Annotated in this window: 20 protein-coding genes; 7 read left to right on the forward strand and 13 right to left on the reverse strand. The window is 51.0% G+C overall.

The features are described from left to right. Positions 1-340 precede the first annotated feature (340 nt). The 4 genes from DFER_RS23590 (at position 341) to DFER_RS23605 (ending at position 10,163) form a co-directional block, all read left to right on the forward strand. Complete coding sequence (locus tag DFER_RS23590; protein WP_015814178.1) at positions 341-3,481, forward strand: SusC/RagA family TonB-linked outer membrane protein; 3,141 nt, start codon at positions 341-343, stop codon at positions 3,479-3,481. 12 nt (positions 3,482-3,493) lie between these two features. Continuing rightward, positions 3,494-5,371: a RagB/SusD family nutrient uptake outer membrane protein gene (locus DFER_RS23595; protein WP_015814179.1), complete on the forward strand. Its 1,878-nt coding sequence runs from the start codon at positions 3,494-3,496 to the stop codon at positions 5,369-5,371. 90 nt (positions 5,372-5,461) lie between these two features. Beyond that, the gene (locus DFER_RS23600) at positions 5,462-8,845 is read left to right on the forward strand and encodes a VCBS repeat-containing protein (RefSeq protein ID WP_015814180.1); all 3,384 of its coding nucleotides are present in this window, start codon (positions 5,462-5,464) and stop codon (positions 8,843-8,845) included. Positions 8,846-8,858: 13 nt separating this feature from the next. Beyond that, positions 8,859-10,163 (forward strand): vanadium-dependent haloperoxidase, encoded by a 1,305-nt coding sequence (locus DFER_RS23605; RefSeq protein WP_015814181.1) that lies wholly within the window; start codon positions 8,859-8,861, stop codon positions 10,161-10,163. Here the strand turns inward: DFER_RS23605 and DFER_RS23610 are convergent. Together DFER_RS23610 and DFER_RS23615 are read right to left on the reverse strand one after the other, a co-directional pair. Next, a complete protein-coding gene (locus DFER_RS23610) occupies positions 10,152-10,910 on the reverse strand; it encodes a patatin-like phospholipase family protein (protein ID WP_015814182.1) in 759 nt (252 codons plus the stop codon). The two genes, DFER_RS23605 and DFER_RS23610, sit on opposite strands and share 12 nt — an antisense overlap. Then, complete coding sequence (locus DFER_RS23615; protein WP_015814183.1) at positions 10,907-11,755, reverse strand: MBL fold metallo-hydrolase; 849 nt, start codon at positions 11,753-11,755, stop codon at positions 10,907-10,909. Before DFER_RS23615 ends, DFER_RS23610 begins: the two co-directional genes overlap by 4 nt. A gap of 110 nt (positions 11,756-11,865) precedes the next feature. Here DFER_RS23615 and DFER_RS23620 point away from each other — a divergent pair, with 110 nt between their 5' ends. Then, a complete protein-coding gene (locus DFER_RS23620) occupies positions 11,866-14,181 on the forward strand; it encodes a GH92 family glycosyl hydrolase (RefSeq protein WP_015814184.1) in 2,316 nt (771 codons plus the stop codon). 142 nt (positions 14,182-14,323) lie between these two features. Continuing rightward, positions 14,324-15,472: an FAD-dependent oxidoreductase gene (locus DFER_RS23625; RefSeq protein WP_015814185.1), complete on the forward strand. Its 1,149-nt coding sequence runs from the start codon at positions 14,324-14,326 to the stop codon at positions 15,470-15,472. Positions 15,473-15,474: 2 nt separating this feature from the next. Here DFER_RS23625 and DFER_RS23630 read toward each other — a convergent pair whose 3' ends face one another. Continuing rightward, positions 15,475-15,657 carry a hypothetical protein gene (locus DFER_RS23630; protein ID WP_015814186.1) on the reverse strand — a complete coding sequence of 61 codons (183 nt, stop codon included), beginning with the start codon at positions 15,655-15,657 and terminating at the stop codon, positions 15,475-15,477. 117 nt (positions 15,658-15,774) lie between these two features. Between DFER_RS23630 and DFER_RS23635 the strand changes: the two genes are divergently transcribed. Continuing rightward, positions 15,775-16,794, forward strand: a complete 1,020-nt coding sequence (locus DFER_RS23635; RefSeq protein ID WP_015814187.1) for a threonine aldolase family protein — start codon at positions 15,775-15,777, stop codon at positions 16,792-16,794. On the opposite strand, the gene DFER_RS23640 is transcribed toward DFER_RS23635, so the two are convergent. The 10 genes from DFER_RS23640 to DFER_RS23685 form a co-directional block, all read right to left on the reverse strand. Then, a complete protein-coding gene (locus DFER_RS23640; RefSeq protein WP_015814188.1) occupies positions 16,791-17,192 on the reverse strand; it encodes a DUF1398 domain-containing protein in 402 nt (133 codons plus the stop codon). The genes DFER_RS23635 and DFER_RS23640 overlap by 4 nt on opposite strands. A gap of 158 nt (positions 17,193-17,350) precedes the next feature. After that, the gene (locus DFER_RS23645; protein ID WP_015814189.1) at positions 17,351-17,764 is read right to left on the reverse strand and encodes a hypothetical protein; all 414 of its coding nucleotides are present in this window, start codon (positions 17,762-17,764) and stop codon (positions 17,351-17,353) included. A gap of 194 nt (positions 17,765-17,958) precedes the next feature. Further along, positions 17,959-18,915: a DUF4249 domain-containing protein gene (locus DFER_RS23650; RefSeq protein ID WP_015814190.1), complete on the reverse strand. Its 957-nt coding sequence runs from the start codon at positions 18,913-18,915 to the stop codon at positions 17,959-17,961. 9 nt (positions 18,916-18,924) lie between these two features. Continuing rightward, complete coding sequence (locus DFER_RS23655) at positions 18,925-21,345, reverse strand: TonB-dependent receptor (RefSeq protein ID WP_015814191.1); 2,421 nt, start codon at positions 21,343-21,345, stop codon at positions 18,925-18,927. Between the two features lie 170 nt (positions 21,346-21,515). Next, positions 21,516-22,355, reverse strand: coding sequence for an SMP-30/gluconolactonase/LRE family protein (locus DFER_RS23660; RefSeq protein ID WP_143828799.1), 840 nt, complete (start codon positions 22,353-22,355; stop codon positions 21,516-21,518). A gap of 171 nt (positions 22,356-22,526) precedes the next feature. Beyond that, positions 22,527-23,021: a pyridoxamine 5'-phosphate oxidase family protein gene (locus DFER_RS23665; protein WP_015814193.1), complete on the reverse strand. Its 495-nt coding sequence runs from the start codon at positions 23,019-23,021 to the stop codon at positions 22,527-22,529. 358 nt (positions 23,022-23,379) lie between these two features. After that, a complete protein-coding gene (locus DFER_RS23670; RefSeq protein ID WP_015814194.1) occupies positions 23,380-24,657 on the reverse strand; it encodes a hypothetical protein in 1,278 nt (425 codons plus the stop codon). A gap of 151 nt (positions 24,658-24,808) precedes the next feature. Beyond that, complete coding sequence (locus tag DFER_RS23675) at positions 24,809-25,918, reverse strand: Gfo/Idh/MocA family protein (RefSeq protein ID WP_015814195.1); 1,110 nt, start codon at positions 25,916-25,918, stop codon at positions 24,809-24,811. Positions 25,919-25,995: 77 nt separating this feature from the next. Next, the gene (locus tag DFER_RS23680) at positions 25,996-26,688 is read right to left on the reverse strand and encodes a helix-turn-helix domain-containing protein (RefSeq protein ID WP_015814196.1); all 693 of its coding nucleotides are present in this window, start codon (positions 26,686-26,688) and stop codon (positions 25,996-25,998) included. Further along, complete coding sequence (locus DFER_RS23685) at positions 26,658-26,999, reverse strand: type II toxin-antitoxin system HigB family toxin (RefSeq protein ID WP_015814197.1); 342 nt, start codon at positions 26,997-26,999, stop codon at positions 26,658-26,660. The genes DFER_RS23680 and DFER_RS23685 overlap by 31 nt, the downstream gene beginning before the upstream one ends.

Below are 26,999 nucleotides of genomic sequence, written 5' to 3' on the forward strand. Positions count from 1 at the left end.
GTACTCCCCCAACATAGAAATGGAGTATCTGAATACGCAAGAAATTGTGTACGATATACACTGATTGGATGTCCTGAACTCTTACTCGATGAAAGTGATCACCCTAACTGCTAAAATTATTCTATGCCAAATTTCTCCTAGCTACAACTTTACTACTCCGCCGCAGCAGATTTCCGGAATGGAAATCCCAGCCTGACGCTACGTTCCGTGCTTACACGGTTAAGCATTCTTTATTACTTCAACTTAATTTAACTATTAATCTATGAGATTTTCTACTGGATGGACGCCTCGTGCTGTATCACGAAGTGTTTTTTCTCTTTGTCTCGCGCTGGTGACCGTCATGGGAGCATTCGCCCAGAACAGCATCAAGGGTAAGATCAAAGACGAACAGGGACAACCGCTGCCTGGTGTGAGCGTTGTCGTGAAAGGAACCACAGCAGGTACAGTGACCGACAATGAGGGGCTTTATACAGTTAATGCCGACAAAAATGCTACGCTTGTTTACTCATTTATCGGTTACCTCACGCAGGAAATTTCGGTAGGTGGCAAAAGCATTGTCGATGTAACCCTCCTCGCCGATACCAAAGCACTTGAAGAAGTGGTGGTTGTGGGTTATGGTACTGCTAAAAAAGCAACACTGACCGGCTCGGTAACCGCTGTAAAAGGGGCCGAACTGCAAAAAGCGCCTGCGGCCAACTTATCCAACACGCTGGGCGGACGCTTGCCCGGTATTTCGGCGGTACAATCGAGCGGTGAGCCTGGCTACGATGGCTCGGCGATCCGTATCCGCGGTACCAACTCACTGGGTAACAGCAATGCGCTCATCGTTGTGGATGGTGTGCCCAACCGTTCCGGTGGTTTGGACCGTATCAACCCGGCCGATATCGAAAGTATTTCCGTATTGAAAGATGCTGCCGCGGCGATCTACGGTTCGCGTGCAGGTAACGGCGTTATCCTGATCACCACCAAGCGTGGTAAGTCGGGCAAGCCGCAGCTTTCTTATGATATGAACCTCGGTGTGTCGCAGCCAACGCGTACGCCGGAAATGTCGAACGCAGCTGAATATGCGACGATCCGTAACGAGTTGCAGATCTATGATAACCTGCCCGTAGGACAGTGGCAGGGCGCATTGCAGGGCTTCAATACGAATGGCTCTTACACCAGAACGGATAACGGCAACGTCATCAACGCGGTATTCAACCCGGATGATATGCAGAAATTCCGTGACGGTTCCGACCCATTCCTGCACCCGAACACCGACTGGTACGGCTCTGTGATCCGCAATTGGGCACCTCAGCAACGCCACAACCTGCAACTCACAGGTGGCAGCGAAAACATCAAGTACCTTGCATCTGCGGGCTACATCAACCAGGATGGTTACTATGTGAATTCTGCGACGGGTTACAAGCAATATGATTTGCGTTTGAACCTTGACACGAAGATCAACAAATACGTAACTGCCAATTTGGGTGTGACTTTGCGTGAAGAATACCGCCACTTCCCAAGCGGCGGCAACAGCGCGGGAGCGATCTTCCGGATGCTGATGCGTGGTAAACCGACTGAAATTGCTATCTGGCCGGACGGACGTCCTGGTCCTGACATCGAAAACGGTCAGAACCCCGCGGTAATCACCACCAATACAACCGGTTATAACAACGACAAGCGGGATTACATTCAAACCAACGGTGGTCTGGAAATCCTGATCCCGGGTGTGCCAGGCTTGAAAGTGAATGCAATGGCTGCCATCGATAAGCAGCTGCGTCGTCAGAAAAACTTCGAAACGCCGTGGACATTGTATTTCTGGGATAAAAAGACTTACGAAGCAGACGGCAAAACGCCATTCCTGACAGGAACCGTTCGTTCGACATTCAAAGATCCCCGTTTGAGAGAAAGCTCTTCACAGGAATTGTCTATCCAGCTGACTGGTCAGGTTTCCTACGAAAAATCAATCGACGGTCACAATTTCAACGTAATGGCCGGTATCCAGCGTGAGAAAGTAGATGCAGACGGTTTCTTCGCATTCCGCCGCTACTACATCTCCGACGTGGTTGACCAACTCTTCGCGGGTGGTACGCCTGAGCAGGATATGAACAACTTCGATTTGTTCAAAAGAGCACGTTTGAGCTACTTCGGTCGCGCGGGTTACAACTTCAAGGAAAAATACCTCGCCGAGTTCCTGTGGCGTGTGGATGGTTCCTACGTATTCCCGAAAAACGGCCGTTTCGGTTTCTTCCCGGGGGTATCGGCCGGATGGCGTATTTCGGAAGAAGGGTTCTGGAAAAACAACATTTCGCGCTACGTAAACAATGTGAAGCTGCGCGGTTCGTGGGGACAAATGGGAGCTGAGCCTTACTTCCTCGGAACGGAAACATTGGCTGAGTACCAGTACCTGTCGACCATGGGCTTCGGTACCTACATTATCAACGACCAGGTGGCTAAAACCCTGCTCGAAACCCGCGTAGCCAACCCGAACTTTACCTGGGAAGTGGCGAACAACTCCAACTTCGGTATCGAAGGAACGTTGTTCAACGACAAGCTGGCATTCGAATTCGACTACTTCGTAAACAACCGTTCGAAAATCCTGATCCCGAAAGCAGGCTCAACGCCTTCGTCGGCAGGTATCGACGGCAAGCTTCCACCTCAAAACCTTGGTAAGCTGCAAAACAAAGGATGGGAATTCAAAGTGAGCTACGACGGCAATGCAGGCGATTTCTCTTACTCTGTGAGCGTGAATGGTGGTTATGCCAAAAACAAAATCAAGTACTGGGATGAAACTCCGGGCGCACCTGTGTACCAGCAGTCGACCGGCATGCCTTACGGCTCGTTCCTCGTGTATCAATTTGATGGCGCATTCAAAAGCCAGGAAGAGATCGACGCCAACAAAATCGACTACGGCCCGATCACCGGTAACCTTCGTCCGGGTGACATGAAGTTCAAGGATGTGAACGGCGACGGCAAAATCAGCGCTGACGACCGTATCCGTTCCGAAAAAGTACAACGCCCATGGTTTACAGGTGGTGCTTCGGTGAACCTCGGTTACAAGCAGTTTGATCTTTCATTGTTGTTCCAGGGTACATTGGGCGGTCTTCAGATCGTAGGTCTGACCGAATCCGGCGACATTGGTAACTACCTGAAATACGATTTCGACCACCGCTGGACGATCGATAACCCAACCGACAAATACCCACGTCTGACCAACCGTAACAACCGTTACTACACCAACACAGGCCAGGCGGGTATCAACAACTACTTCCTGAAAAGCAACAACTACCTGCGTTTGAAAAACATCGAACTCGGCTATAACCTGCCTTCGGAAATCGGTTCGAAAATCGGTTTGAGCAACCTGAGAATTTATGTGAATGGATTGAACCTGCTGACTTTCGACAAAATCAAAGTTTGGGACCCGGAAGCAACCACCAACAGTGGCCAGTACTATCCACAAGCAAGAGTTGTCAGCGCAGGTGTACGTCTAGCATTTTAACGAATAAGAAACATGAAATTGAGATATAAAAGTCTATTGCTCATAGCGCTGCTGGCCGGAGGACTTTCGTCATGCGATACAGAATTTCTGGATGTAACGCCGCCAACGGAAATCCCGAGCGAAGAAGCATGGAAAGACGGCGCATTGGCCGAAGGTTTTGTAACAGGTATTTATGCAGGTTTGCAACAGGGCGGTTTCAGTGAGCAAATGCTCGCGTCGCTTACCGACGAAGCTGTATTTACCCACACAGGCCGTAACATCAACACCGTGACAGAGGGCAGTTTGAGCCCTTCTAACCTCGGCTGGGTGGATGCGACCTACGGGTGGAGCCAGATGTACCAGTTTATCCGCGCATCCAATATCGCGCTCACCAACCTGACAACGGCTACATTCGCCGACGAAACGCTGAAAGCCCGTTTGAAAGGCGAAGCCTACTTCATGCGTGCATATTACTACCAGCAGCTGGTTCGCTACTATGGCGCTGTGCCGATCATCAAGAAAGTGTATGCCCTGAACGAAGATTATTCCGTTCCTCGTAACACTTTTGATGAATGTATCAAACAAATCGTAAGCGATGCCGACAGTGCTGCGTTGCTGCTCGACGGCAAAACGCTGGCCAAAGGCCGCGCGACGAAAGCAGCCGCATTGGCATTGAAATCACGCGTGCTGTTGTATGCAGCCAGCGATTTGTACGATGTTCCTACTGCGAAAGCGAAATCTGCCGTCCTTGCCGGTTTCTCGAATCCTGAATTCATCGGCTACGTTTCCGGCGACCGCAAGGCGCGCTGGACAGCCGCACAAGCTGCTGCAAAAGCTGCATTGGATGCGAGCGGAGGCGGTTACAAGCTGAACCTTACCGCACCCGTAACCGCGGAACAAGGTAAGATCAACTACATTTCAATGGCGATGGCCGGCGCGAGCGGTGACAAAACCCTCGACGCATCTGGAGCAAGCGAGCTGATTTTTGCCCGTTACTTTACCCCAAGCCAGAACGAAGGCGCCCGCCAGACTGGTTTGAACAACGGTCCGAACGGTTACCACAACTGGGCGGGTAACACGCCGATCGGAACGCTGGTGGACGATTACGAAATGATGGACGGAACGAAGTTCTCATGGACCAATCCTACTCACAAAGCCAGCCCGTACACTGGCCGCGACCCGCGTTTCTACGCCACCGTTATGTATGACGGTGCACCGTGGAAACCACGTCCTTCCGATGCGAAAGACCCTGCTAACCAGATCCAGACCGGTGCCTATGACCTGCTGGATGACAAAGGTGCGCTGTTCAACCGCAAAGGACTCGATACCCGCAGCAGCACGATCGAAGACTGGAACGGTAGCCGTACCGGTTACTACATGCGCAAGTTCATTGATCCGAACCCTGCATTGTACGACAACACCGACCGCCAGAACATCCCATGGCCGTTCCTGCGCGTGACCGAGCTCGTATTCAACTACATCGAGGCGAGCATTGAAGTGGGTGACGAAGCCATTGCATTGGAATGGCTGAACAAAATCCGCTTCCGCGCCGGTATGCCTGCATTGAAAGTTTCAGGTGCCGCTTTGAGAGATGCTTACCGTCACGAAAAACGCATTGAAATGGCTTACGAAGAGCAACGCTACCACGATGCACGTCGCTGGATGATCGCTTCCACTACATTGGGACGTCCATTGCAGTACATCAACGTGATCGGCAAGTTCAAGGCAGGCAAGTCGATGAAGGAACCATATCACTACGACCCAACGGTTTACGATTACACTTACACTCCGGTGGAAGAGAAATCGCACGAAAACCGCACTTGGGTGGACAAAATGTACTTCCGTCCATTCAGCCGCGATGAAATGAACCGTAACTCCAAACTGGTTAACAACCCCGGTTACGATAAATAGTTATATTTTATTGACTAATTTTACTGAAACTATGCCTTGGCGTACAAGGCATAGTTTCTTTTTTATCCTCTAAAACTCTTCATTCCTGTCATGAAGCAATTATGGCCCTGGAAAGCGGGCAGCATTGTTCTGATCGCTGGACTGGTACTTTCCGGTTGTGACAAATCCTCCGATTCCACCAAAGACGAAAAGAAAGACGGCCCGGCGCTCTTCACGCTCCTGGGCCCGGAAAAGACGAAAATCGATTTCGCCAATACACTGACCGAAGGTTTAAATACCAACGTATTGATGTATGAGTATTTCTATAACGGCGGCGGCGTAGCGGTGGGCGACCTGAATGGCGATGGCCTGGAAGACATTTACTTCACCGGGAATATGGTACCCAACAAGCTCTATCTCAACAAGGGCAGCATGGTGTTCGAGGACATTACGGCCATTGCGCAGGTAGGCGGGCATGAGCGGCCCTGGAAAACGGGCGTTACCATGGCCGATGTGAACGGCGATGGTAAGCTGGATATTTACGTTTGCTACTCCGGCGCGGTGTCGCCCGAGAGCCTCAAAGACCAGCTATTTATCAACAAAGGCAACAATGCTCAGGGCGTGCCGCAGTTTGAAGAAGTGGCGGAGCAATACGGCCTGGGCGTTTCGAGCAACAGCACACAAGCGGCATTTTTTGATTTCGATAAGGATGGGGACCTGGATATGTTCCTCCTTAACCACAACCCGAAAGCACTCCCGATCCTCGACGAAGCGAGCACCGCCGATATTCTCAAAAAGGAAGATCCGGTAACAGGCGTAAGGCTGTTCCGCAACGACCCGCAAAACGGCGTGCCGCATTTTACAGACATTACCAAAAAAGCGGGCATCCACAGCTCGCAGCTGACCTACGGCCTCGGTATCGGCATTGCCGACATTAACCAGGACAGCTGGCAGGATATGTACATTTCCAACGACTATTCGGTCCCCGACTTTTTATATATCAACAATGGCAACGGCACGTTCACCGACGCGCTCGATGCCAGCATCGGCCACACGTCGCATTCCTCGATGGGTAACGACATCGCCGACTTCAATAACGATGGTCTGCCCGACATTTTTACGCTCGATATGCTGCCCGAGGATAACCGCCGCCAAAAACTGCTGACGGGCCTGGACAACTATGAATTGTTTGATTTTAATGTCAAAATGGGCTTCCATCACCAGTATATGCGCAATATGCTGCAACTGAATGAAGGTATCACCAAAGGCGCCAAACACCCGGTATTCTCCGAAATAGGCCAGCTTTCGGGCGTGTCGAATACCGATTGGAGCTGGGCATCGCTCTTTGCAGACTATGATAACGACGGCTGGAAAGACCTTTTCATCACAAACGGCAACCTCCGGGACTTCACGAATATGGACTTCGTGAAATTCATGGGCGATCATTTGAAGCGCATCGAAGGCCAGGTGAAGCGGGAAGATGTATTGCAGCTGGTGTATCAGATGCCTTCTTCCAACATGAAAAACTACCTTTTCCAGAATAAAAAAGACCTCACTTTTACCAATGTCGCCGACAGCTGGGGCTTGGGCGAAATCTCCAACTCAGGCGGAGCCGCCTATGCAGACCTTGATAACGACGGCGACCTCGACCTGATCGTCAACAATATCAATAAACCCGCATTCATTTATCAGAATGACGGGGACAAGCATTTGAAGAACAATTACCTGAAAATCAAGCTGACCGGAAGCCGCCAGAATACCCTGGGCCTGGGCGCCAAAGTGACCATTTACCAAAAAGGCCAGCACCAGTACCTCGAACAAATGCCGACGCGCGGTTACCAATCCAGCGTGTCGCCCGTGCTGCATTTCGGTCTGGGCAAGGACGCGGCCGTGGATTCGCTGGTGGTGACCTGGCTGAGCGGCATGCAGGAAAAAGTCATTAATCCCAAAGCAAACACCACACTCGCGCTTTCGGAAGCGAACGCAAAAGCAGGCCCGGGTGCCCGCAAAGGAGCGGCGCCGCTGTTTGCTCCCGTGGCTTCGCCGGTCGCATTTAAAGGCCCGATAGTGAAACTGAACGACTTCAAGCGGCAGCCGCTGCTCATTAATCCGCTTTCATTTTCGGGGCCATGCCTGAGAAAAGGGGATGTAAATGGCGATGGGCTGGAAGATGTATTCATCGGCGCGACGGCCGGAGAGGCTGGTAAACTGTACATCCAACAGAAAAGCGGCGCATTTACGCCCAAGCCAGTGCCGGCGTTTGAAGCCGACAAGCAAAGTGAAGATACCGACGCATTGTTTTTTGATGCCAATGGCGACGGTGCATTGGATATTTTCGTCGCCAGCGGTGGCTATGCGAGCTTCATGCCCGAAGATCCGCTGCTGCAAAGCCGCCTCTACCTGAACGACGGCAAAGGGAATTTTACCAAAGCCGCAGGTGCATTGCCCGCCATGCTCACCAGCACGAGCTGCGTGCGCTCCGCCGATGTGAATGGCGACGGTAAGGCCGACCTTTTCGTGGGCGGTCGCGTGATTCCCGGCCGCTATCCCGAGGCGCCGCGGAGCTACCTGCTCATCAATGACGGCCAAGGCAAATTCACCGACCAAACCGCCTCCATTTCGAAGGAACTGGAACGCATCGGCCTGGTTACGGACGCTGCGTGGACGGACCTGAACGGCGACAAGAAAGCGGACCTCATATTGGTAGGAGAGTGGATGCCGGTTACGGTGCTGATCAACAACAACGGGAAGCTGGAAAACCAGACAACCACCTATTTTGACAAACCCTACAATGGCTGGTGGAACAAAATCCTTGTCGAAGACCTCAATGGCGACGGGAAGGACGACCTCGTGATCGGAAACATGGGAACCAACACCCAATGCAAAGCGAGCGACGCCGAGCCGGTGGAAATGGTTTACAAAGACTTCGACGACAACGGCTCCGTTGACCCGATCATGAGTTTTTACATTCAGGGCAAAAGCTATCCGTACGTCACACGAGACGAGCTTCTGGATCAGATGAGCATCATGCGCACCCGTTTTCAGGATTACAAAAGCTACGCCGATTTGACGGTCAACGAGATTTTTACCAAAGAAGAACTCGAAGGCGCGAAAGAGCTGAAAGCCACTCACCTTCAAACAGCCTATTTTGAGCGGAACGCAAATGGCAAGTTCACCGAAAAAGCATTGCCGCTGCAAGTGCAGGTCTCTCCGGTGTACACCATTACTTCGCTGGATTACAATGCCGATGGTAAAAAAGACCTGCTGCTCTGCGGCAATGTAAGCAAAGCCCGGCTTCGTTTCGGGAAATACGATGCCAACTACGGCGTATTGCTGCAAGGCGACGGCAAGGGCGGTTTCACGTACGTCAACCAGTACAAATCGGGTTTTGCCTTGAAAGGCGATGTGCGAAGCGTGCTGCCGCTGGGAGATAAACTGCTGTTCGGAATTAATCAACAGGAAATAAAAGCGTATCAAATTGGTAAAGTTCAGTAACCTTCTTCTGGCAATGCTACTGTCCCTGAGCTGGGCGGCTTGCACGAAAAGTGAATCTAATAAGGAAATCAGCCCGTCTGTAATCGGGCAGGTCACGTTGCAAATGACCGACGTGATGGTACACGACGTGACAAATCCGCCGCTGGGTGCGCGCTTCTATTCTTATGCCTGCCTGGCGGGATATGAAGTGGTTGCGCTTCATGACAAAGCGTACCCAAGCATGCACGGGGTCCTGAACGACTTTCCGGCGATAGAAAAGCCTCAGGTAGCAGATTATTCCTACCAGCTTGCATCGGCGCTCGCCATCCTTGAAACAGCGAAAAAAATGCAGCCTTCGGGCGCAATGCTTCAAAAGTACCAGCAAACCCTGGTCGATTCGTGCAAGAAGAACGGTTTTACGGACGCGGTGATCGCTGGTTCGCAGGAATATGCATTGGCGATCAGCAAGCAGATTTTGAAGTATGCCAAAGCCGATCATTACAACAAGATCAGCAACTTTCCCCGGTACGAGCCGCATGGCGGGCCGGGCACATGGTATCCAACGCCTCCGGGCTACTTCCCGCCCGTGGAGCCGTATTTCAAAACGGTACGCCCGTTCACCCTCGATTCGGCAGCGCAGTTCAGGCCCGCGCCGCCCGTTGCATTCTCGGAAGCCGAAAATTCGGAGTTTTTCAAACTCATGAAGCTGAATTACGACGACGACCAGTCGGCACAGGAACACCGGGTGATCGCCGCATTCTGGGATTGCAACCCGTTTGCGCTCGAAAATAAAGGACATTTATTGGTAGGCATGAAGAAAATATCGCCGGGCGCGCACTGGATGGGCATTACCGATATTGCGTGCCTGAAAGCCAAAACGGATTTTTCCAAAACCATGCTCATCAATACCGCTGTGGCGATCGGCCTGATGGACGGTTTCATGGCCTGCTGGGACGAAAAGTACCGAAGTAACCGTATCCGCCCCGAAACCGCCATCCGCAAGTACATCGACCCTACCTGGAAGCCATTCCTGCAAACCCCGCCATTTCCCGAATACCTGAGCGGGCATTCGGTGATTTCCACCGCGGCGGCCGTGATCCTGACGCATTATTTCGGCGATAACTTCGCTTACACCGATACGGTCGAGGAACGCTTTAATCTGAAAGCCAGGCCATTCAAGTCGTTCATGGCTGCGGCGGAGGAATCGGGCATGTCGCGTTTTTACGGAGGCATTCATTTCATGGACGCCATCGAAAACGGCCAAAAGCAAGGCCAGCAAGTGGGCCAATGGGTGGTGCAAAAGCTTGGAAACAAAGCAGTGGCCGTGTCAGGGAAATAACGTACCGGGCTGTTCAAGCAAGGTTTCGGTATAAGTATAACCAGCCTCGAAAAGCTGATCAGCCTTCCTGAAATCGAAAATACTGAAACGGCTTAATACCGGTGGCTCAATGAGTAAATCGCATTGGGCGCACCGGGATTTGGTTTTGGTGTGCATCGCGAGAATGAGGCTGCGGTACACGATTTCGGTTGTGCGCCGCAAAGGCCTGTCGAGGCCGAACGGATTGCAATGGCTGCCAATGAGGTAGTCCGCCTCGCCGAGCACCGGTTCCACGGGCAGGTTGTTCAACACCCCGCCGTCCACAAGCTCGTGGCCATTGTAATGCATCGGACTGAAAAGCCCGGGAATGCAGCACGACGCCAGTACGGGCAGCGCCAGCTCACCGCTGCGAAAGCGAATCTCCTCGCCCGAGACGATGTCGGTAGCAGTCACCACGAGCGGTGTTTGGAGTATTTCAAAACTGTTTTCCGGGATGAATTTGCAGAAAACATCCTCCATTTTCCTCAAATGCAGCAACCCGCTCTTCCCGATCGCAAACCGGAAATAGGGGAAAAAACTCGTTTCACGAATAATCTTCAAAACATCCGCCGGCTCATAGCCATAAGCCAGCAAAGCCCCCACAAACGCCCCCGAACTCGTAGCGCTGATCACATCCGGCCTCACGCCCCGCTCACGCAAAGCCTGCGCCACCCCCAAATGCGCAATCCCCCGAGCCCCCCCGCCTGAAAGGATAAGAGCTGTTTTCATGATGCTATGAAATCCCGTAACGCCCCCCGTTCGTGAATCCGGATTCCCTTCTCCGTTTGCTCCACCAATGCAGCTTCATAAACAGGGTCGTGCTCGAAAAAGAGGATGCATTGCTCGTCCAGGGCCTGTTGAAGGACGCGCTGTTTTTCTTCCATTGTTTGAAGCGGCCGCATGTCGTAGCTCATAATCCAGGGAATGGGGACGTGGTAGGACGAGGGGAACAGGTCTGCGCAGTAGATGATCTTCTGGTTCTTGTACTGAATTACGGGCAGCATCATTTGCTCGGTATGGCCGTCGACGTGCAGCAGGCCGATGTTTTCAAAAGGCGATTCGCCTTGCCCGATAAACCTTAGCTGCCCCGATTCTTCCAATGGAAGGATATTCTCTTTCAAAAAAGAAGCCTTTTCGCGCGGATTTGGATTGGTAGCCCATTGCCAATGCGCTTCGTTGGTCCAGTACACGGCATTCGGGAAAGTCGGGTCGAGGCGGGAGCCGTCGCGGCTGAATTGTACCGCGCCGCCTACGTGGTCGAAATGCAGGTGGGTCAGGAGCACGTCGGTGATATCGGCAGGGCTGAAACCTTTGTCCTCAATCGAAGAAAGCAATGTGGCGTCGCCGTGCAGGTCGTAATGGCTGAAAAATTTATCGTCCTGTTTGTTACCCATGCCGGTGTCCACGAGTATCAGCTTTTCACCGTCCTCGATCAGCAGGCAGCGCATGGCCCATGAGCAGAGGTTTTTTTCGTCGGCCGGGTTTTGTTTGTTCCAAAGCGTTTTGGGGACAACCCCGAACATCGCTCCGCCGTCGAGTTTGAAAAAGCCGGTATCGATGATATGGATTTTCATAGGGTTTTTAGGATTTAATTCGTCTTTTTCAAAGGAATATCAACATTCTGTCGACCTAACATACCATTATTTTTTCGATCTTCCGCCCATAATTGATAACAACCCTAACTATGCGCGTACCTTTCCTTCCTGTCGGTTTACTGTTTTTATCGACGCTTTTTATTGATAATCAATCCCATGCGCAGAAGGCACCGGTGGACTATGTAGCCACGATGATAGGCACTGCACCGTCGGCAACGGAGAGCGCCAGGGCGCATAGCGAGGCGGGCAGCGAATTGAAGGGACAGACGATTCCGGCCGTGGGCGTCCCGAACGGGATGACGCAATGGACCCCGCAAACCCGCGCCACCGAAACCAAATGCATTGCGCCATTTTATTATAACGACAACCAATTCCAGGGATTCCGCGGCACGCATTGGCTCAATGGCTCCTGCGTGCAGGATTACGGCTCTGTGACAATCATGCCGCTATCGGGCGAACTCATCACCGATGCGGAAAAACGGGCCAGCGTTTTCAGCCACGATAAAGAACAAAGTTTGCCCGACCATTATAGCGTGTGGCTGCCTGATCATCAGGTCAATGCCGAGGTGACCGCCCTTGCGCGCACGGCCATCATGCGTTTCAGGTATGATAGCGGCGAAGAATCATTTCTCCTGATCGAGCCCAACAGCGATGAGGGAGAGGGCTTTGTGGAGGTCCTGCGCGAACGTGGCGAGGTGGTGGGCTACAATCCCGTACACCGCATTTACCAGGGATCGGGCCAGCCTGCGGGTATTAGCGGTTATTTTGTGATGAAGTTTGATAAAAAAATCATTCAGTCGGGCGTTTGGCTGGGCGATACGATCACTCCTATGGGCCGGATACTCACCGGAACCGGAAAACGGGAGAAACTGGGCGCCTATGTGGGCTTTGGCGACGCGAAACAGGTGGTTACCGTGCGTATCGGCACGTCGTTCACGAGCATTGAAGGCGCGCGCGCGAACCTTGAAAAAGAAATGGGCGACAAGAGTTTTGAAGTGGTTCAAAAGCTGTCGCGCGATACCTGGAATGCATCGCTCGGAAAAGTGAAGGTGAGCGGAAGCGACAATGACAAGGTGCTTTTTTACAGCGCATTATATCGCACAAAACAGTCGCCGAGGCTGCTATCGGATGTGGATGGGAGCTATCCCTCTTTCGCAGGCGGCACCCCGGTGCAGAAAACCGACGGCTTCGATTACTACTGCGATTTCAGCCTCTGGGATACGTTCCGCGCCGCCATGCCGCTGGAAATACTGCTCGAACCGAGGACGGCGGGCGATATGGTCCAGTCGCTTGTGAAAAAAGCGGAACAGGGCGGTTGGATGCCCATTTTTCCCTGCTGGAACCATTATACGGCGGCTATGGTGGGCGACCACGGCATGTCGGTCGTGGCGGATGCCTATGCCAAAAACATCCGGAACTTCGATGTGAACAGCGCTTACAATTACCTTCGGAAAAATGCATTTGAAGTAAATACCAATGCGAAAAGCTACGAAGCCGGACAAGGCCGGAGGGCATTGAAATCATACCTTCAATATGGCTATGTGCCGTTGGAGGACAGCGTTTGGCAGGCATTCCACAAGCGCGAGCAGGTATCGCGCACACTCGAATACGCGTACGACGATTTCTGCCTGTCAATCCTCGCGAATGGCCTCAGTAAAAAGGAAGACGCGGCCCAGCTGCGTGAAAGGGCGCTCAATTACCGCCACGTGATCGACCCGTCGACCGGCTACGCGCGCGGGCGCCATGCGGACAGCCGCTGGATCGGCAATTTCGATCCGTTCGCAAAGCGTGTAAGCTTTATCACAGAGGGCTCGCCGGCGCAGTACACGTGGTTTGTGCCGCAGGACATGGCCGGATTGCAGAAAATAATGGGAGGAAAAGACCGGTTTGTCCAAAAGCTCGACACACTGTTCGACCAGGGGCATTACTGGCACGGCAACGAGCCCAACCATCAGATCGCCTATTTGTATGCATTCGCAGGCGAGCCGTGGAAAACCCAGCAATGGACGCGCACGATTATCCGCAACGAATACGATAGCAGCGTAGGCGGACTGAGCGGAAATGAGGACGGCGGGCAAATGTCGGCCTGGCTGGCATTCAGCATGATGGGTTTTTACCCGGTTGCACCCGGCACGGATCAGTATGTGCTCGGAAGCCCGGTATTCGAGGAAATGTCGGTGGAAACGGGCAAGAACCGGAGGTTTACCGTCACGGCCAAAGGTGTTTCCGACAATGCACGCTACATTCAGTCGGCTACTTTGAATGGAAAGCCCTTCACGCGTACTTACCTCACGCACGGTGAGTTGCTGAAAGGCGGCAGCCTGGTGCTTCAAATGGCGGAGGAGCCCAACAAGCAATGGGGCGCACAGGCAACGGACCGGCCATTTTCGCTTTCTAAAAACTGATCGGGAATAGGTAGTTTAGTTTCATAAAATTGTATTTTATGAAAGAATATTTCGACATTTTTTAATACTACAATACAAAATTTGCATTCATAACGGTTGGTTCCTAAATTCCACAATCCCATTACTTTTCACTCCAACCCTTATGAACCGCAGAAATTTCTTCGAAAAAGCCATCCCGGCAAGCTTCGCGTTAGGCGCAGTAGCAACTTCCTGTGCCCCGAGGACCGAAATGAGGTATCCCGACAAGCATTTCCACATCGGCAGAGGGTATCACCAGATTCCCAAACTGCGCCTGTCGATGGACCGCATCGTGAAGGAAACCGTAGGGTTGCGGCCATTCCGCGCCTCGGGACCGCGGCTTGACGTGGAGCAGCTCGGCAACAAAACGATCGTTCACAACTATGGTCACGGCGGCAGCGGCTGGTCGCTCTCGTGGGGGACGGGCAACATTGCCCGCAAGAACGTGCTCGCTACGGGCGAGAAGCAAATCGCCGTACTGGGCTGCGGCACGGTGGGCATTGCCACGGCGCGGCTGTTGCAGGAAAGCGGCTGCGAGGTGACTATCTATACGAAGGACGTGCCGCCCAATGTCACGAGCAACCTCGCTACCGGCACCTGGTCGCCGGCGTCGCGGGTGTGCGATAAGACAGTAGCGAAGCCCGAATTCCAGGCCATTTGGGAGGATGCCACGCGGTTTTCCTTCCGACGGTTCCAGTTTATGCTCGGTATGAACGACATTGCCTGCTGGGCCGAAGAATACGGCGTTTTCAGGGAAGCGCCGGTGTACATTCCCGGAGCGGGCGGGGAAGATTTTGAGATAGAAGGCTTGCTGCCCGAGCGCGTGCGGCTGACTAAAAAAGAACATCCTTTTAAAGCCGATCACGTGACGCGGCGCACGAATATCATGTTCAACATCCCGACTTACCTGCGGCACCAGTTGCAGGATTTTACCATGTTTGGCGGGAAAGTAAAGATCCAGGAGATCAAAAAACCGGAAGATATCGACGCATTATCCGAAAAAGTGGTCGTGAACTGCATGGGGCTGGGCGCCAAGCCGGTTTTCAACGACCAGGAGCTGACGCCCGTGTCAGGCCAGCTTTCCTGCCTTATTCCGCAGGGCGATGTGAACTACAAGTTATACACGAAAGGCGCCAACTTCATTTCCCGGAAAGACGGCATTTACATTGGAAGCAACGGGATTGTCGGCAACTGGGACACCACGCCGAGCAAGGAACAAACCGAAAAGACCGTCGGGATACTGATGAAACTGATGGAGGAAATGAAGGGGTAAGCCTATTCCTCTTTGAGAAGGTAACGTCTGCGTGTTTCGTTGATCAGGAATTTTTTGTGGGCCGTGAAACTCTCGGGATGCATGGTTTCAAAAAGGCCGCTCCATTCCCGGTAGCGCAGCGTATCGCCTTTCCGGAATGCTTCCGCATCTATTTTTTTCGATTTGAGGTATTCTTCGAATTCCATATTGCTTGAATTTGGGTGCAATATACCCGTTTAAAGTAAGCAATGCCCGCCCGCAAATCAGCTTTAAGCATTAATTTCGGCCAAAATTGCACTGATCATCCCTTGAATGCTTTTGAAATGAAAATAGACCTGCGCAGCGACACCATCACCAAACCTACCCGGGAAATGCAGGAAGCCATGTGGGCGGCAGAAGTGGGCGATGATGTTTTCGGCGACGATCCAACCGTGAATGCATTGCAGCAAAAGGCGGCTCAGCTTTTCGGAATGGAGGATGCGCTTTTCTGCCCTTCCGGCACCATGACCAACCAGCTCGCTATCCGCGTGCACACCCGGCCCGGAAGCGATGTGATCTGCGATAAGTATTCGCACATTTATCTGTACGAAGGCGGGGGCATTATGCTCAACGCGTTTTCATCGGTAAAACTTCTCGACGGCGATCGCGGAAGGCTGAGCGCAAGCCAGGTGACGGAGGCGATCAGTCCGGAACACGATGTGCATTCTACGGTCACGCGGCTCGTTTCGTTGGAAAACACGATGAATAAGGGCGGCGGCTGCTACTATGATTTCAGCGAGATAAGGGCGATCCGCGATGTTTGTCGCGAGCGGAACATCCCGCTGCATCTGGACGGCGCCCGGCTTTTCAATGCATTAGTCGAAACGGGCGAGACGCCCGCACAATACGGCGAAGCGTTCGATAGTATCAGCATTTGCCTTTCCAAAGGTCTGGGATGTCCCGTTGGGTCGTTGCTCATAGGAACGCGTGCGCTGATCCGCGAAGCACGGCGCTTCCGCAAGGTAATGGGTGGCGGCTGGCGCCAGGCTGGTTTTCTTGCAGCGGCCGGCCTTTACGCGCTCGATCACCATGTAGGCCGCCTGAAAGAAGATCATAGCCGCGCAAGGTCCGTGGGCGAATGCTTTTCGGCGCGGGCGGAGGTTGCGGAAGTTTTTCCGGTGGATACCAACATCGTGATCGTAAGGCTTCACGACGACATTTCCGAAAAAGAATACGTCAGCCGCCTGGCCGATGCCGGAATACTGGCTGTCACTTTTGGAAAAGGGCTCGTCCGGTTTGTCACGCATCTCGATTTTACCGACGACCACCTCGACATCATGCGGAGCAAAGTGAGAAACCTTTAAGCTTCCGGGATCATTTCCTCGTATTCGTATTCCGAATTGGGGCCCTGGTAAATCACTTTCATGCCCGTGAGATCGGCTACGTAGGTATGAATGCCTGCGGCGCCGATCTCGTGCAGGAAAGTAGGATAGTCGGTAAGGCCATCCTGTGTGCGCTTGATAGCCGCCTTGACCTCTTCCAGTTTGAATGCTTCCGCACATTCGAATTCGGGCAGGTCGCCGGCGAGGATCAGCTTGTCGCCGTTAACGGAAGTATAGGTACGTTTGCGGTTTTTTACCTTCACCTCGTAGTTATCGACACCGATCGCTTTCAAATTCTTGACAAGTTGCGGGTAGGGCAGGCCGGCAGACCGTTGCTCGGCTGATTCAATGAGTTCTTCGGTCAGTTCGATCATTTCCATGGTCAGTTCACTTTAATTGTCGGTATAAAAATTTAAAATACCCATGCCAGGCCGCTGAGGGTAGTTTTTTGATGATTTTTTCAAATATAAGCACAAAAAAATGTTGCTTCGCCCGTCGGTCAAAGCAACATTTGTGCATCGCTAAAACAGCAGGCTGATCAATGAGCCATATCGTCGTCTTCGGGATGATGAACGATGAGGGAGCTCCGCGTGTCCAGTTTCTTGATCATCTCGTTGGACATCGCATCGGCATACACGCCGTAGCTGCTCACCAGCGTCCCTTTCAGCCCGTCTTTCGATTCAATTGCGTACAGGATCGACATATCCGATGGGTCGGTCATGCCTTCGAAGCGGTAAACCTGCACAATATCGAAATCTTCCGGTGACAATGTGAGACAAATTCCGTCGTCTTTATGTACTTCCAGGGCATGGGCCGTGAGATTGAAATCGTATGTATAGCCTTGCTCCTGTAAGTCTTCAAGCGTTTCGATGAGTGTGTCGGGCTCACTCATGTTTTTGTTGGAGGGATGCGGCTTCTTAGCCTTATCCCGGTCTGTTCCTTGCAAGTCCATAGTATTGTTATTTTTAAGATTGATGTTCGGCTCAATGGAACACTGATATCAGAATGATCATGCAACGGGAAAAAAGCATGCCTTGTAAAACCGCGGTTTTCAGTCGTAAAAACGTAATCCGGCGATGTACATTTTGAGGTACTTTGACCTCAATTTGCCAGATTTTGTAGAACCAGAATAGGAGTTAAACCAGATTATTTGGGACGATATATTAAATGCCCGGAATTGTATGCGCCGAAGCAGCCCAGGCCGCCGTTGACGTTGGTGTAGATCAATGAAGGCTCTACAAACGGATTGTCTGAATCGCCGCGCGTTTGCACCGAGCGATGGTATCTGAAATAATGCTCATCGGTGTGGTAAACCTCCATGGTGACGGAAACAATCTTGTTTTTTGGATAAACAATGTATTCCCTGCCATTGAAATTGTAATACAGCGGATCGGGCAGGTTGACGCGCCCGATGGGCGAATTGAAAGTGGTGCCGTCCAGGTTTACGTCGTTCCGGTAATCGTTCCGCCCGATGGTGTCGTCCCAGTTGAAATTGAACCGGTTCCTGATCCTTTTCTCCGTCAGCGGACTGGTATTGTCGTGAAGCCGGTCGGCGATGCTGTATTCCAGATCGAGCGAGGCGCGCACGCGGTAATAGTTGGCCTGGCCCGGAATGTCGTTCCAGGTCATTTTAACGGTGAGCGACGTATCCCGCGCCGACAAGCTGCCCGAATAGGACGTGTCTATTTCATAAGAAGCCGGAACAACAGCGTTGGAAGGCACGGTGCACGTGGCATCCACCTTGCGGACGCCCTGAGTTACCGAAAGGAAATATGTTTTTCCGGGCAAAATAGCGAGAGCTCCCTTCTCGATGGAATAGAGCTGGTTGGCGGTATCGAACGGAAACACCACTTCGCGCACTCCATCGGACATTTTAACGACAGCATTGGGGATCACGCCGCCTTTCAGGTCGGGCTCGGCAAATAGCGGAATAGATTCCGTAACCACCACATTGATGCGCGCGGCCTGCGGGGAAATAAACGATTGCACGACAAGCTTCGACTCGATCTGCGGGAGATCTGCCTTGTCGACATCCGTTACAAGCGACTCGCATGCTGTAAGGAACAATGTCAGTAAGAACAAAATGACGTATCGGGGAAACATGGCCGCTTGTTAGAATTTGAAATTATAGCTGAAATAGGGCAGTACCGGAAACAGCGAGTAACGTTTCAGCGTGTATTTCGGCACCGGCGTCGCGGGCATTACATTCGGCAGGATCACCATTTCCTCGTCTATGTTGTAGAAAAACGGGTTCCTGCGATTATATGCATTGTACACCCCAAACTCCCACGTGCGTTCATGTCGTTTCTTCTTCTTGTGGAATTGAATGGCGATATCCATGCGGTGGAACGGTTCGGCGCGATAGCTGTTTTTTTGGCCATATTCGTTTACCGTGGGGCCAAACCAGCTGATGGCCGGTTTCCCTTCGGACGTTAGCCGGGTCACGAAATTATCGGTAGCGGCCCGGTAGCTCGACACGGGCAGCGTAAGCGCATTGCCGGTTCCGTACACCCACGTGGAGGACAGCGTAATGCGCTTACTGATTTCGTAAATGCCCACCACCGAAAGGTCGTGGCGGCGGTCGTAGCGCGGAAAGAAGGTTTGGCCGAAATTCAATTCACGGAATTTCCAATAAGTCCATGATAATGTATAACCGATCCATCCGGAGAATCTGCCGGTTTTCTTCTGTATCAAAAACTCTCCGCCGTACGACCAGCCCTTTCCCGAAGTTACATTGTCCTCCCAGCTCAGTTCGTTGGCATTTTCGCCATTCAGGCTCAGGAACGACGACCCTTCCTTGTAGTTCAGGATGTTGTTCATTTTTTTATAATAGCCTTCCAATGTAATGGTGAGCGCCGGCTGTTCGAGGTCTTTGGCAAAACCCGCCGCCACCTGCTCCGACTGCTGGGGCGCTACCTTCGCGGTGGTGGGCACCCAAAGGTCGGTAGGGAGGCCAAGGCCGGTGTTGGAAAGCAAATGCACATACTGGTTCATGCGCGCGTAAGAGGCTTTGAACGAAAGGTTTTCGGCCAGGCGCAATGCGGCCGAAAGGCGAGGCTCGGGGCGGACATAAGTTTTCACGTCGGTCTGAAACGTGCTAAGCCGCAGTCCCGCATTGATTTTCAGCGCGTCCAATGCCTGCCAGGTATCTTCAATGTAAAGCCCTGTTTCCAGAGAATAAACCGGCCTTACCGATCGCTCAATCGGATTGTCTGTAAATGTACCCGCAATGGCCAGCGCGGACGGGACGAACTTGTGAAAGGTGGCCTGCCCGCCGAATTTAACGGCATGTTTGGGAGATGGGTAAAAATCGAAATCTGTTTTAATGCCCAGGTCGCGGATGCGTGAATCGTATTCGAGGCTGAACTCGTCGTCGAGCGAGCCGTCGCCGTTCAATTCTTTGGAATAACTGGATACGCCGAACTTGAAGTTGCTGAAAATGAAGGAAGTATTGACGAAGAGCTTCTGATTCAAAACATGGTTCCAGCGCATGGTGGCTGTTGCATTGCCCCAATCGAGGCCGGCGCGGGTTTCGGACGTGCTGCTTTTCTCATTGGCGTGGAACTTGTCGCGCCCGAAATAACCACTGATGTAAAGCTTATCCTTTTTGCCCAGATCGTAGTTCATTTTGGCATTAAGGTCGTAAAAATAATAGCCCGGCTTCACCTGGCTGTCTGCGCCCCGCTGCTCGCGCGCGATGAGCGGAGCCGCGAGGACATCAATGTAAGTCCGCCGCCCCGAAATGAGGAAGGAAGATTTGCCTTTTGAAATCGGCCCTTCTAGCGTCAGGCGGGAGGAAATGAGGCCGATACCGCCTTCGCCGTGTAGCTTTTCCTTGCTTCCCTCTTTCATATTCATTTCCAAAACCGACGACAACCGGCCGCCATAACGTGCCGGAAAGCCGCCCTTCGTGAGTTCCACACTCCTGAGGGCATCCGAATTGAAAATGGAGAAAAATCCGAAAAGGTGGTTGGCATTGTACACCACGGCATCGTCGAGGATGATCAGGTTCTGGTCGGGCCCGCCGCCGCGTACGTAAAGGCCCGTTTGGCCTTCGTTGCCTTTTTGCACGCCGGGCATGAGCTGCAAAACGCGGAGGACGTCTTTTTCGCCGAAAAATGCAGGTACTTTTTTCAGTTGCTGGATCGGGATCTCAACCTTGCTCATCTGCACTGTGCGACTCACATAATCTTCCTGGCGGCGCGCCGAAACCACCACTTCTTCGAGCTGGGTAATGGTAGGAAGCAGGATATTCAGGTCGGTATCGGCGCGAAGGGCCACCCGCTTCTCCTGTTTTTCATAGCCGACAAATGAGAACGAAACCGTTGCGGAGTCCTGGGCAGGCAATGTAAGCGAGTAAAATCCGTAGGTGTTGGTCACTGCGCCGTAGGGTGTGTTCCCGATGTACACATTCACGCCGGGGAGCAACTCCTGGCTGCCTTTTTCCCGCACGAAACCGCTGATCGTGACGCGGTCCTGGGCCCATGCGGTGATATGTAAAAGCAAGAGGAAAGCCGTAAAAATCAGACGCATAGAAGGACGTGTGGGTTAGTTTTGTAACGAGCCGGCCGGGAATCTAGTATGAATTGTTGTATTTGAACTAGACGATATATGGCCCGTTTCCGTTGCAGAAAGGCAAAAAAGAATGGCGGAATTTGCCGGTACACCCGGAAAATGCCGCCATTCGAAAGGTTAAGCTGCAATTATTTTACACCTTTAACCTTCATTTTTAAACCATACACAGCTGTTTCGGCCGTGATAAAGAGCAGATCGCGGTTTTTTCCACCGAAGCAAACGTTGGCCGTCCAGCCCTTATGCACGGGAAAATGGGCGATTTGTGTGCCCGATTTGTCGAACACCGTCACGCCGTCGCCGGTAATGTACAGGTTGCCTTCTTCGTCCAGGATCATGCCGTCGGACCCTTTGGAGACGAAAAGCTGCCGGTTGGTAAGTTTGCCGTCCTTCTGGATGTTGTACACATAGGTTTTGTTATCACCGATGTCGGCTACGTACAGTTTTTTGCCGTCGGCTGTTCCGATAATGCCGTTGGGCTTTTTCAGCTTTTCATCCACGCGGATAAACTGCTTCCGGTCGGGACTGAGGTAGTACACATGCTGGCCGTCCTGCTGCATTTCGGGATCACGCTTCCAGTAATCGCGTTTGTAGAGCGGATCGGTAAGGTAAATACCGCCTTTGGCGTCGATCCAGAGGTCGTTGGGGCCATTGAGCAGCTTGCCTTCGTAATCCTTCACGAGCACGGTCGGGTTACCGTTTTTGTCAAAAGACCAGACCTGATTTTCTTCATCTGAACAGGCAACGAGGTTGCCTTTCTGATCGAAGTACATGCCGTTCGCACGGCCTGCCTTGTCTGAAAATGTACTGAATGCGCCCGTTTCGGCATTCCAGCGAATGATTTTGTTATTAGGCTGATCTGTAAAAAACACATTACCGTCTTTATCGGGAACAGGCCCTTCGGTGAATTTGTACCCATCGCCGAGTTTCTCGACCTGCGCGCCGGGCGCAACGATTGACTTCGAATCCATAATTTGTGCGGATAGTAAAACAGGAAAAAACAGTGCAGCGAGCCCCGCCAGCACCGGAATCATGACTTTTGATTTTTGCATAATAAAACCGGGCCCGGTGTTGCGTTCGAACCGGGTTATTGTTTAAAAGTCTTTGTAGGGGGCTGCTTTACTGATCTGAGGTGCGCAGGTTCAGGTGTCGCGAGGTTCCATCATTGCCGGAAACTGGGGCAAAAATGCGTCTTTTGCAATCACTGGCAAGGAATGTTCCTTTCCAAACCATGGTTCGATGTGTACCTTTGCGACGTAAATCGCGTTGCTTTGGTTGCTGGTAAATGCCTCGTAGCTGTCTTTGGGAATTTGGGAAAAGTACCGGTCGAAAAAGTAGCTCATTGCCTGCATTCGCTCCTGCTCGTTTTCGATGATGCTGATTGTTCCATAAATAATTACGCTTTGGTACTCACAGCCAAAATCAACTGCCTTGGCCGCTGTATAGAGCCTTCCATATTTATAAACTGAAATGCTCGCTTTCTTCTCGTCGGTGATTTCCTCGCCCGCGTGACCGTACTTTGAGAAATGAAAGATGATATCATTATTCGCCTCATCGAAATGATAAAATGCGACGTGGGGCAAAGGGTAACCATTCTTTTCAATGGCTATCGAACAAGAAACGGTATTGTTCAGCATTTCATGAAGAACGCGATGTCGGTTTCCTGGCGGTCCTTTCTTCTGACGGACTGGGGATAATCTTTCATGACTTAGATTTTGACGGACACATTATCAGGGGCACTAGCTAATAGCTTATTTAAGACTTCCATAATTCAATTGTTCGCAAGGAAGTCTTAAAAACTGATTTAAAATTTTTGTGGTATTCAGAGTTTTCTAGAAATAATGGGATTGTTTTCCAATGTTCAAATGACTTGTCTCCGCTCAAAAAAGTGTTAAATAGTATTGTTCGAAATAAGAATGGAAAGCTGTTTTCGTAAGCGTCAACAACTCCATTAGATATCCCCACCGGTAGAATGAATTCGTTCTTCATTTTTTTTTAAACAGGTAATAACTCTGGTTCGCTGATCAGAAAATCAAGAAGCCCACCTCCCCGGGCATTTTTATAACAATCAAATGACTCAAAAAGCCAATTTATACCCGGCCTGTAATTACTGTATAAATGGTATTCGTATAAATCTAACGACTTTGCTAGTTGTCTACGGAAATCCGGATTTTTATGCCCAAAATCGACAAGGTTTTTGACTACTTGTGGCGTTTTTTTGGTATGTGGACTAAGCGCTTGCTCATAGAGATCTGCGAGACCCGTGTAACCCATAAATGCAGCTACCGATCTTCGCAAAGTAGTATCATTAAAACACATTAACAATAGCGGGAAATGATCGGGAAGGGTAGGGAGTCTCCGTATAATGTCTTGTTGGTATCCGCACTTGATGAGTATGTAGAGAAGGTTTGCGAAAATTCCTCCGGTTCCATAATATATCTGTCGATCTGTGTTGACAAGTAAATTTGTTCCAACGAGAGATGCTACGGACTCTGTGTGCAATGGTTGAGCCAAATAAGGCGTAGGATGAACGGGAGGATTGGCAATAATTTGCAATATAGCATCCAGATCAAATCGATCCAGTTGATTCCAGAAACTGCTTACAAGTGGATGAGTATAGTCTGTTTTGAATGCGTAGTCGTTTAACCGATAACTATTGGACCTATAATTCTCGATATTCAGCATAGCTGACTTATTGCTGTTTACAGCATCTCCATGAGCAAAAAAAGTATTACTTGGGGTGTCATGAGAGCCATTGAAAAATTGGAACTCGTATACTGGTTCACCCTTTTTTAGTTTCTTTTTAGAAATGTAACACCTTACATTTTCACGACGAAGCGGAGCCTGCCGAAGTAAGCAGAGAGGTGTTTGCGTAATGTCAAAGCCCCATGGAATTATTTGAACAGAATAATGCTGGGCTATCCATTTCTGAATTTCTGTATTGTGATGTATCGGGTTCAATAAGATATAGTCAGGATCAGAATGGTCTACCCAAGCCTTCGAGTTGCGATCAAACTTCCAAAATGTTTTAAATCCATGAGATAACGCTTTTTGAATAGTGGATAAACCACCATTCAAATCCTCATTCATAACATTTGCTAGCGCTTTGTATACGATAAAGTCGCTGGCATTATCTGGTAAATCAAATTGATCAACTTCTTCAATGAAGGTGAGTGCCTCGGTAACTTCTTTGCGAGCTAAGTAGGTTTTTAATTTCTCCGTGTAGCCTTTCCACGTCGATACTAAGGTTGGGTCGAGATTGAGCGCATCCATTTGAATATCCCTAATGATTTGAGGCTCAAAGTAATCGTCGACTATGGCGGTACCGAAAATAATTATTTAGTGGTAGATATGAATTAATCAATTTCTGATAGCAACGATGTATCGGCGTCGCGTCGCAACTTTACCCAAAGTTGTATCGGTTTTATCCTGCCAGCATAATCTTCGCCCCGCCTTTCCGGATGGATTCATACACAGCGTCCACCACGATCATGTCCTTCAATCCTTCCTCGCCGCTCACGTTCGGGTCGGGTTTGTTGTTGAGGATAATGTCGGCGATGCCGTCCATTTGAAGGGTTTGGTGCGTGATGACGGGCTGGTTCATCGGGCCAAGGTGCGTGCGGCCTTTGATGGGGCCGTAGCTGAATGCAGGGCTGAGTTCCACGAATCCTTTTTCTCCCACCACATACAGCCGCTCGTAGTTGTTGAATGCGTAGGTGGTGCCGCAGCTGGCCACGACGCCGCTCGGGAAGCCGAGCTGGAACATGATCGTTTCGTCCACCTCTTTGAATTTCACGGGGTCGTTCTTCGTTTCCTGCGCCGTAACCCAGATCGGCTCTTCGCCGGTGGCGTAGCGCGCGCCGTTCAATGCGTAAATGCCCACATCCATCATCGCACCGCCGCCTGCCAGCGCTTTTTTGAGGCGCCATTGGTTGGGATCGCCGGATTTGAAGCCCATGTAGTTGTTGACATGCATGATCTTACCCAGCTCGCCAGACTCGCGCATGCGGATGAGCTCTCGCGTGTGAGGCTCGAAATGCATTCTGTAACCGATATAAAACTTCACGCCGGCCTTCTTGCATGCAGCGATCATCTCGCGGGTTTGCTTGGCATTATCTGCGACGGGTTTTTCACAAAGTACGTGCTTGCCCGCGGCGGCAATTTGCAGCACGTGCTTGTAATGCAGTGAGTTCGGTGTAGTGATATAAACCAGGTCGATATCCGGATTGTCCTTGATTTTACTGACGGTATCGTAATTATAGGTGTTCTTTTCGGGGATATTGTACTTCTGTTTCCAGGTATCGAGCTTGGAAGGCGTGCCGGAGATTGCGCCGGTAAGCGTGGCCATTTTGCAGTCTTTCATAGCCTCGGCCACGCGGGTTGCATAGCTCCCCAGGCCCATCAGCGCCACACGTAATTGTTTATCGGCCTTTGGACCGGTATAAAGCTCACGCGCCGACGCAGGAAGGTCGCTCAATGCCGTAACTCCGAGGCCTAGTGTCATTTTTTGCAAAAAATCCCGACGGGTATCCATGTGAATGAGTGATTTTCAGTGAGTATCTAAATGGCAAAAAGTGGTCAGGTCTGATGTTCTAACCGGTGATTTGTAACTCATTTATTTGAAAGTGATAATTTGGTATAAACGTGTTCTTCATTTCCGGCTTCTTCGTGCGCATCTTCGTCAAACCAGTCATCCGGTAGTAAACCCTTTGCCACCGGGCGATTCGCGAGCGTTTCGCGCAGCGTTTTGGCCTTTGGATTCAAGGACGAGATTTTTTCTATCGCATTTTCCAACCGGTTCAAGGTCTCCTGCGATGGAATGGTAATGATGAGATCGGTTAGCGGAATTTCGAACAGTAAATGAATCATTTTCAGGTCATTCGTCGAAAATGGCCTGATTCCATTCAGCAATTCGGACGTGTAGGATTTACTGTGATTCAGCAAAAGCGCAAGGTCTTTTTGTTTCAATGAAAGCGCTTGAAGCTTTGCAATGATCAGCATATTCCGTTTCCAGAGGAAGGCATATTCTCTTTCAGCCTGAATCTCCGCAGCCTCGCTCTCTTCCATTTTGGCGTCGGTTACCAGGTTTTCGTCCGACCAACATCTGGATTCATATTCCACTATCATATCGCTTATAGCTTTCCGGGTAGCCCGGAGATCAGGTTGTGTCTTTTCCTGGTGCATCAACTCCCTGTCCGCCAGTGAGATTCGTTCCAGGTCCAGCTCCGTTTTAATCCGGCCAGCTTCCAATATTCTTCTGATATCCGGTTCGCTTAATTCAGCAGTTTTTTTTCTCTGAGCCATTTTTCGATTGTGTTTGTATTGTTTTTGAAAGTCCTCACATATTCATCGTGGGTTCCTACCCACACAATTTTTGCTTGGTTTTCAACCAGCTGAATGAGTACCAATGCCCTGTGTGCATGGAGGTCAAAAAAATAAAACCCCTGACTGTGAACTCGATCGGCATCTTTTCTGAGTTTAAGTAACTCGTCTATATCATTGATAGAACTTACTTCAAGATCAAAGATGAGCTGGTCGATTGCCTGACCTAACCGCTTATTTCCGAGATTTTTCTTTTTAAGCTGTGTAAGCTTCCTTTTACCATCAATAACCAT

Origin of the sequence: Dyadobacter fermentans DSM 18053 (assembly GCF_000023125.1) — a bacterium.
Taxonomy (GTDB): Bacteria; Bacteroidota; Bacteroidia; order Cytophagales; family Spirosomataceae; genus Dyadobacter; species Dyadobacter fermentans.

Excerpts from the sequence above, each read along its gene's own strand:
- DFER_RS23590 (WP_015814178.1), top strand. The coding sequence starts at position 341 with ATGGGAGCATTCGCCCAGAACAGCATCAAGGGTAAGATCAAAGACGAA.
- DFER_RS23595 (WP_015814179.1), top strand. The coding sequence starts at position 3,494 with ATGAAATTGAGATATAAAAGTCTATTGCTCATAGCGCTGCTGGCCGGA.
- DFER_RS23600 (WP_015814180.1), top strand. The coding sequence starts at position 5,462 with ATGAAGCAATTATGGCCCTGGAAAGCGGGCAGCATTGTTCTGATCGCT.
- DFER_RS23605 (WP_015814181.1), top strand. The coding sequence starts at position 8,859 with ATGCTACTGTCCCTGAGCTGGGCGGCTTGCACGAAAAGTGAATCTAAT.
- DFER_RS23610 (WP_015814182.1), bottom strand. The coding sequence starts at position 10,910 with ATGAAAACAGCTCTTATCCTTTCAGGCGGGGGGGCTCGGGGGATTGCG.
- DFER_RS23615 (WP_015814183.1), bottom strand. The coding sequence starts at position 11,755 with ATGAAAATCCATATCATCGATACCGGCTTTTTCAAACTCGACGGCGGA.
- DFER_RS23620 (WP_015814184.1), top strand. The coding sequence starts at position 11,866 with ATGCGCGTACCTTTCCTTCCTGTCGGTTTACTGTTTTTATCGACGCTT.
- DFER_RS23625 (WP_015814185.1), top strand. The coding sequence starts at position 14,324 with ATGAACCGCAGAAATTTCTTCGAAAAAGCCATCCCGGCAAGCTTCGCG.
- DFER_RS23630 (WP_015814186.1), bottom strand. The coding sequence starts at position 15,657 with ATGGAATTCGAAGAATACCTCAAATCGAAAAAAATAGATGCGGAAGCA.
- DFER_RS23635 (WP_015814187.1), top strand. The coding sequence starts at position 15,775 with ATGAAAATAGACCTGCGCAGCGACACCATCACCAAACCTACCCGGGAA.
- DFER_RS23640 (WP_015814188.1), bottom strand. The coding sequence starts at position 17,192 with ATGGAAATGATCGAACTGACCGAAGAACTCATTGAATCAGCCGAGCAA.
- DFER_RS23645 (WP_015814189.1), bottom strand. The coding sequence starts at position 17,764 with ATGGACTTGCAAGGAACAGACCGGGATAAGGCTAAGAAGCCGCATCCC.
- DFER_RS23650 (WP_015814190.1), bottom strand. The coding sequence starts at position 18,915 with ATGTTTCCCCGATACGTCATTTTGTTCTTACTGACATTGTTCCTTACA.
- DFER_RS23655 (WP_015814191.1), bottom strand. The coding sequence starts at position 21,345 with ATGCGTCTGATTTTTACGGCTTTCCTCTTGCTTTTACATATCACCGCA.
- DFER_RS23660 (WP_143828799.1), bottom strand. The coding sequence starts at position 22,355 with ATGGATTCGAAGTCAATCGTTGCGCCCGGCGCGCAGGTCGAGAAACTC.
- DFER_RS23665 (WP_015814193.1), bottom strand. The coding sequence starts at position 23,021 with ATGCTGAACAATACCGTTTCTTGTTCGATAGCCATTGAAAAGAATGGT.
- DFER_RS23670 (WP_015814194.1), bottom strand. The coding sequence starts at position 24,657 with ATGGATGCGCTCAATCTCGACCCAACCTTAGTATCGACGTGGAAAGGC.
- DFER_RS23675 (WP_015814195.1), bottom strand. The coding sequence starts at position 25,918 with ATGGATACCCGTCGGGATTTTTTGCAAAAAATGACACTAGGCCTCGGA.
- DFER_RS23680 (WP_015814196.1), bottom strand. The coding sequence starts at position 26,688 with ATGGCTCAGAGAAAAAAAACTGCTGAATTAAGCGAACCGGATATCAGA.
- DFER_RS23685 (WP_015814197.1), bottom strand. The coding sequence starts at position 26,999 with ATGGTTATTGATGGTAAAAGGAAGCTTACACAGCTTAAAAAGAAAAAT.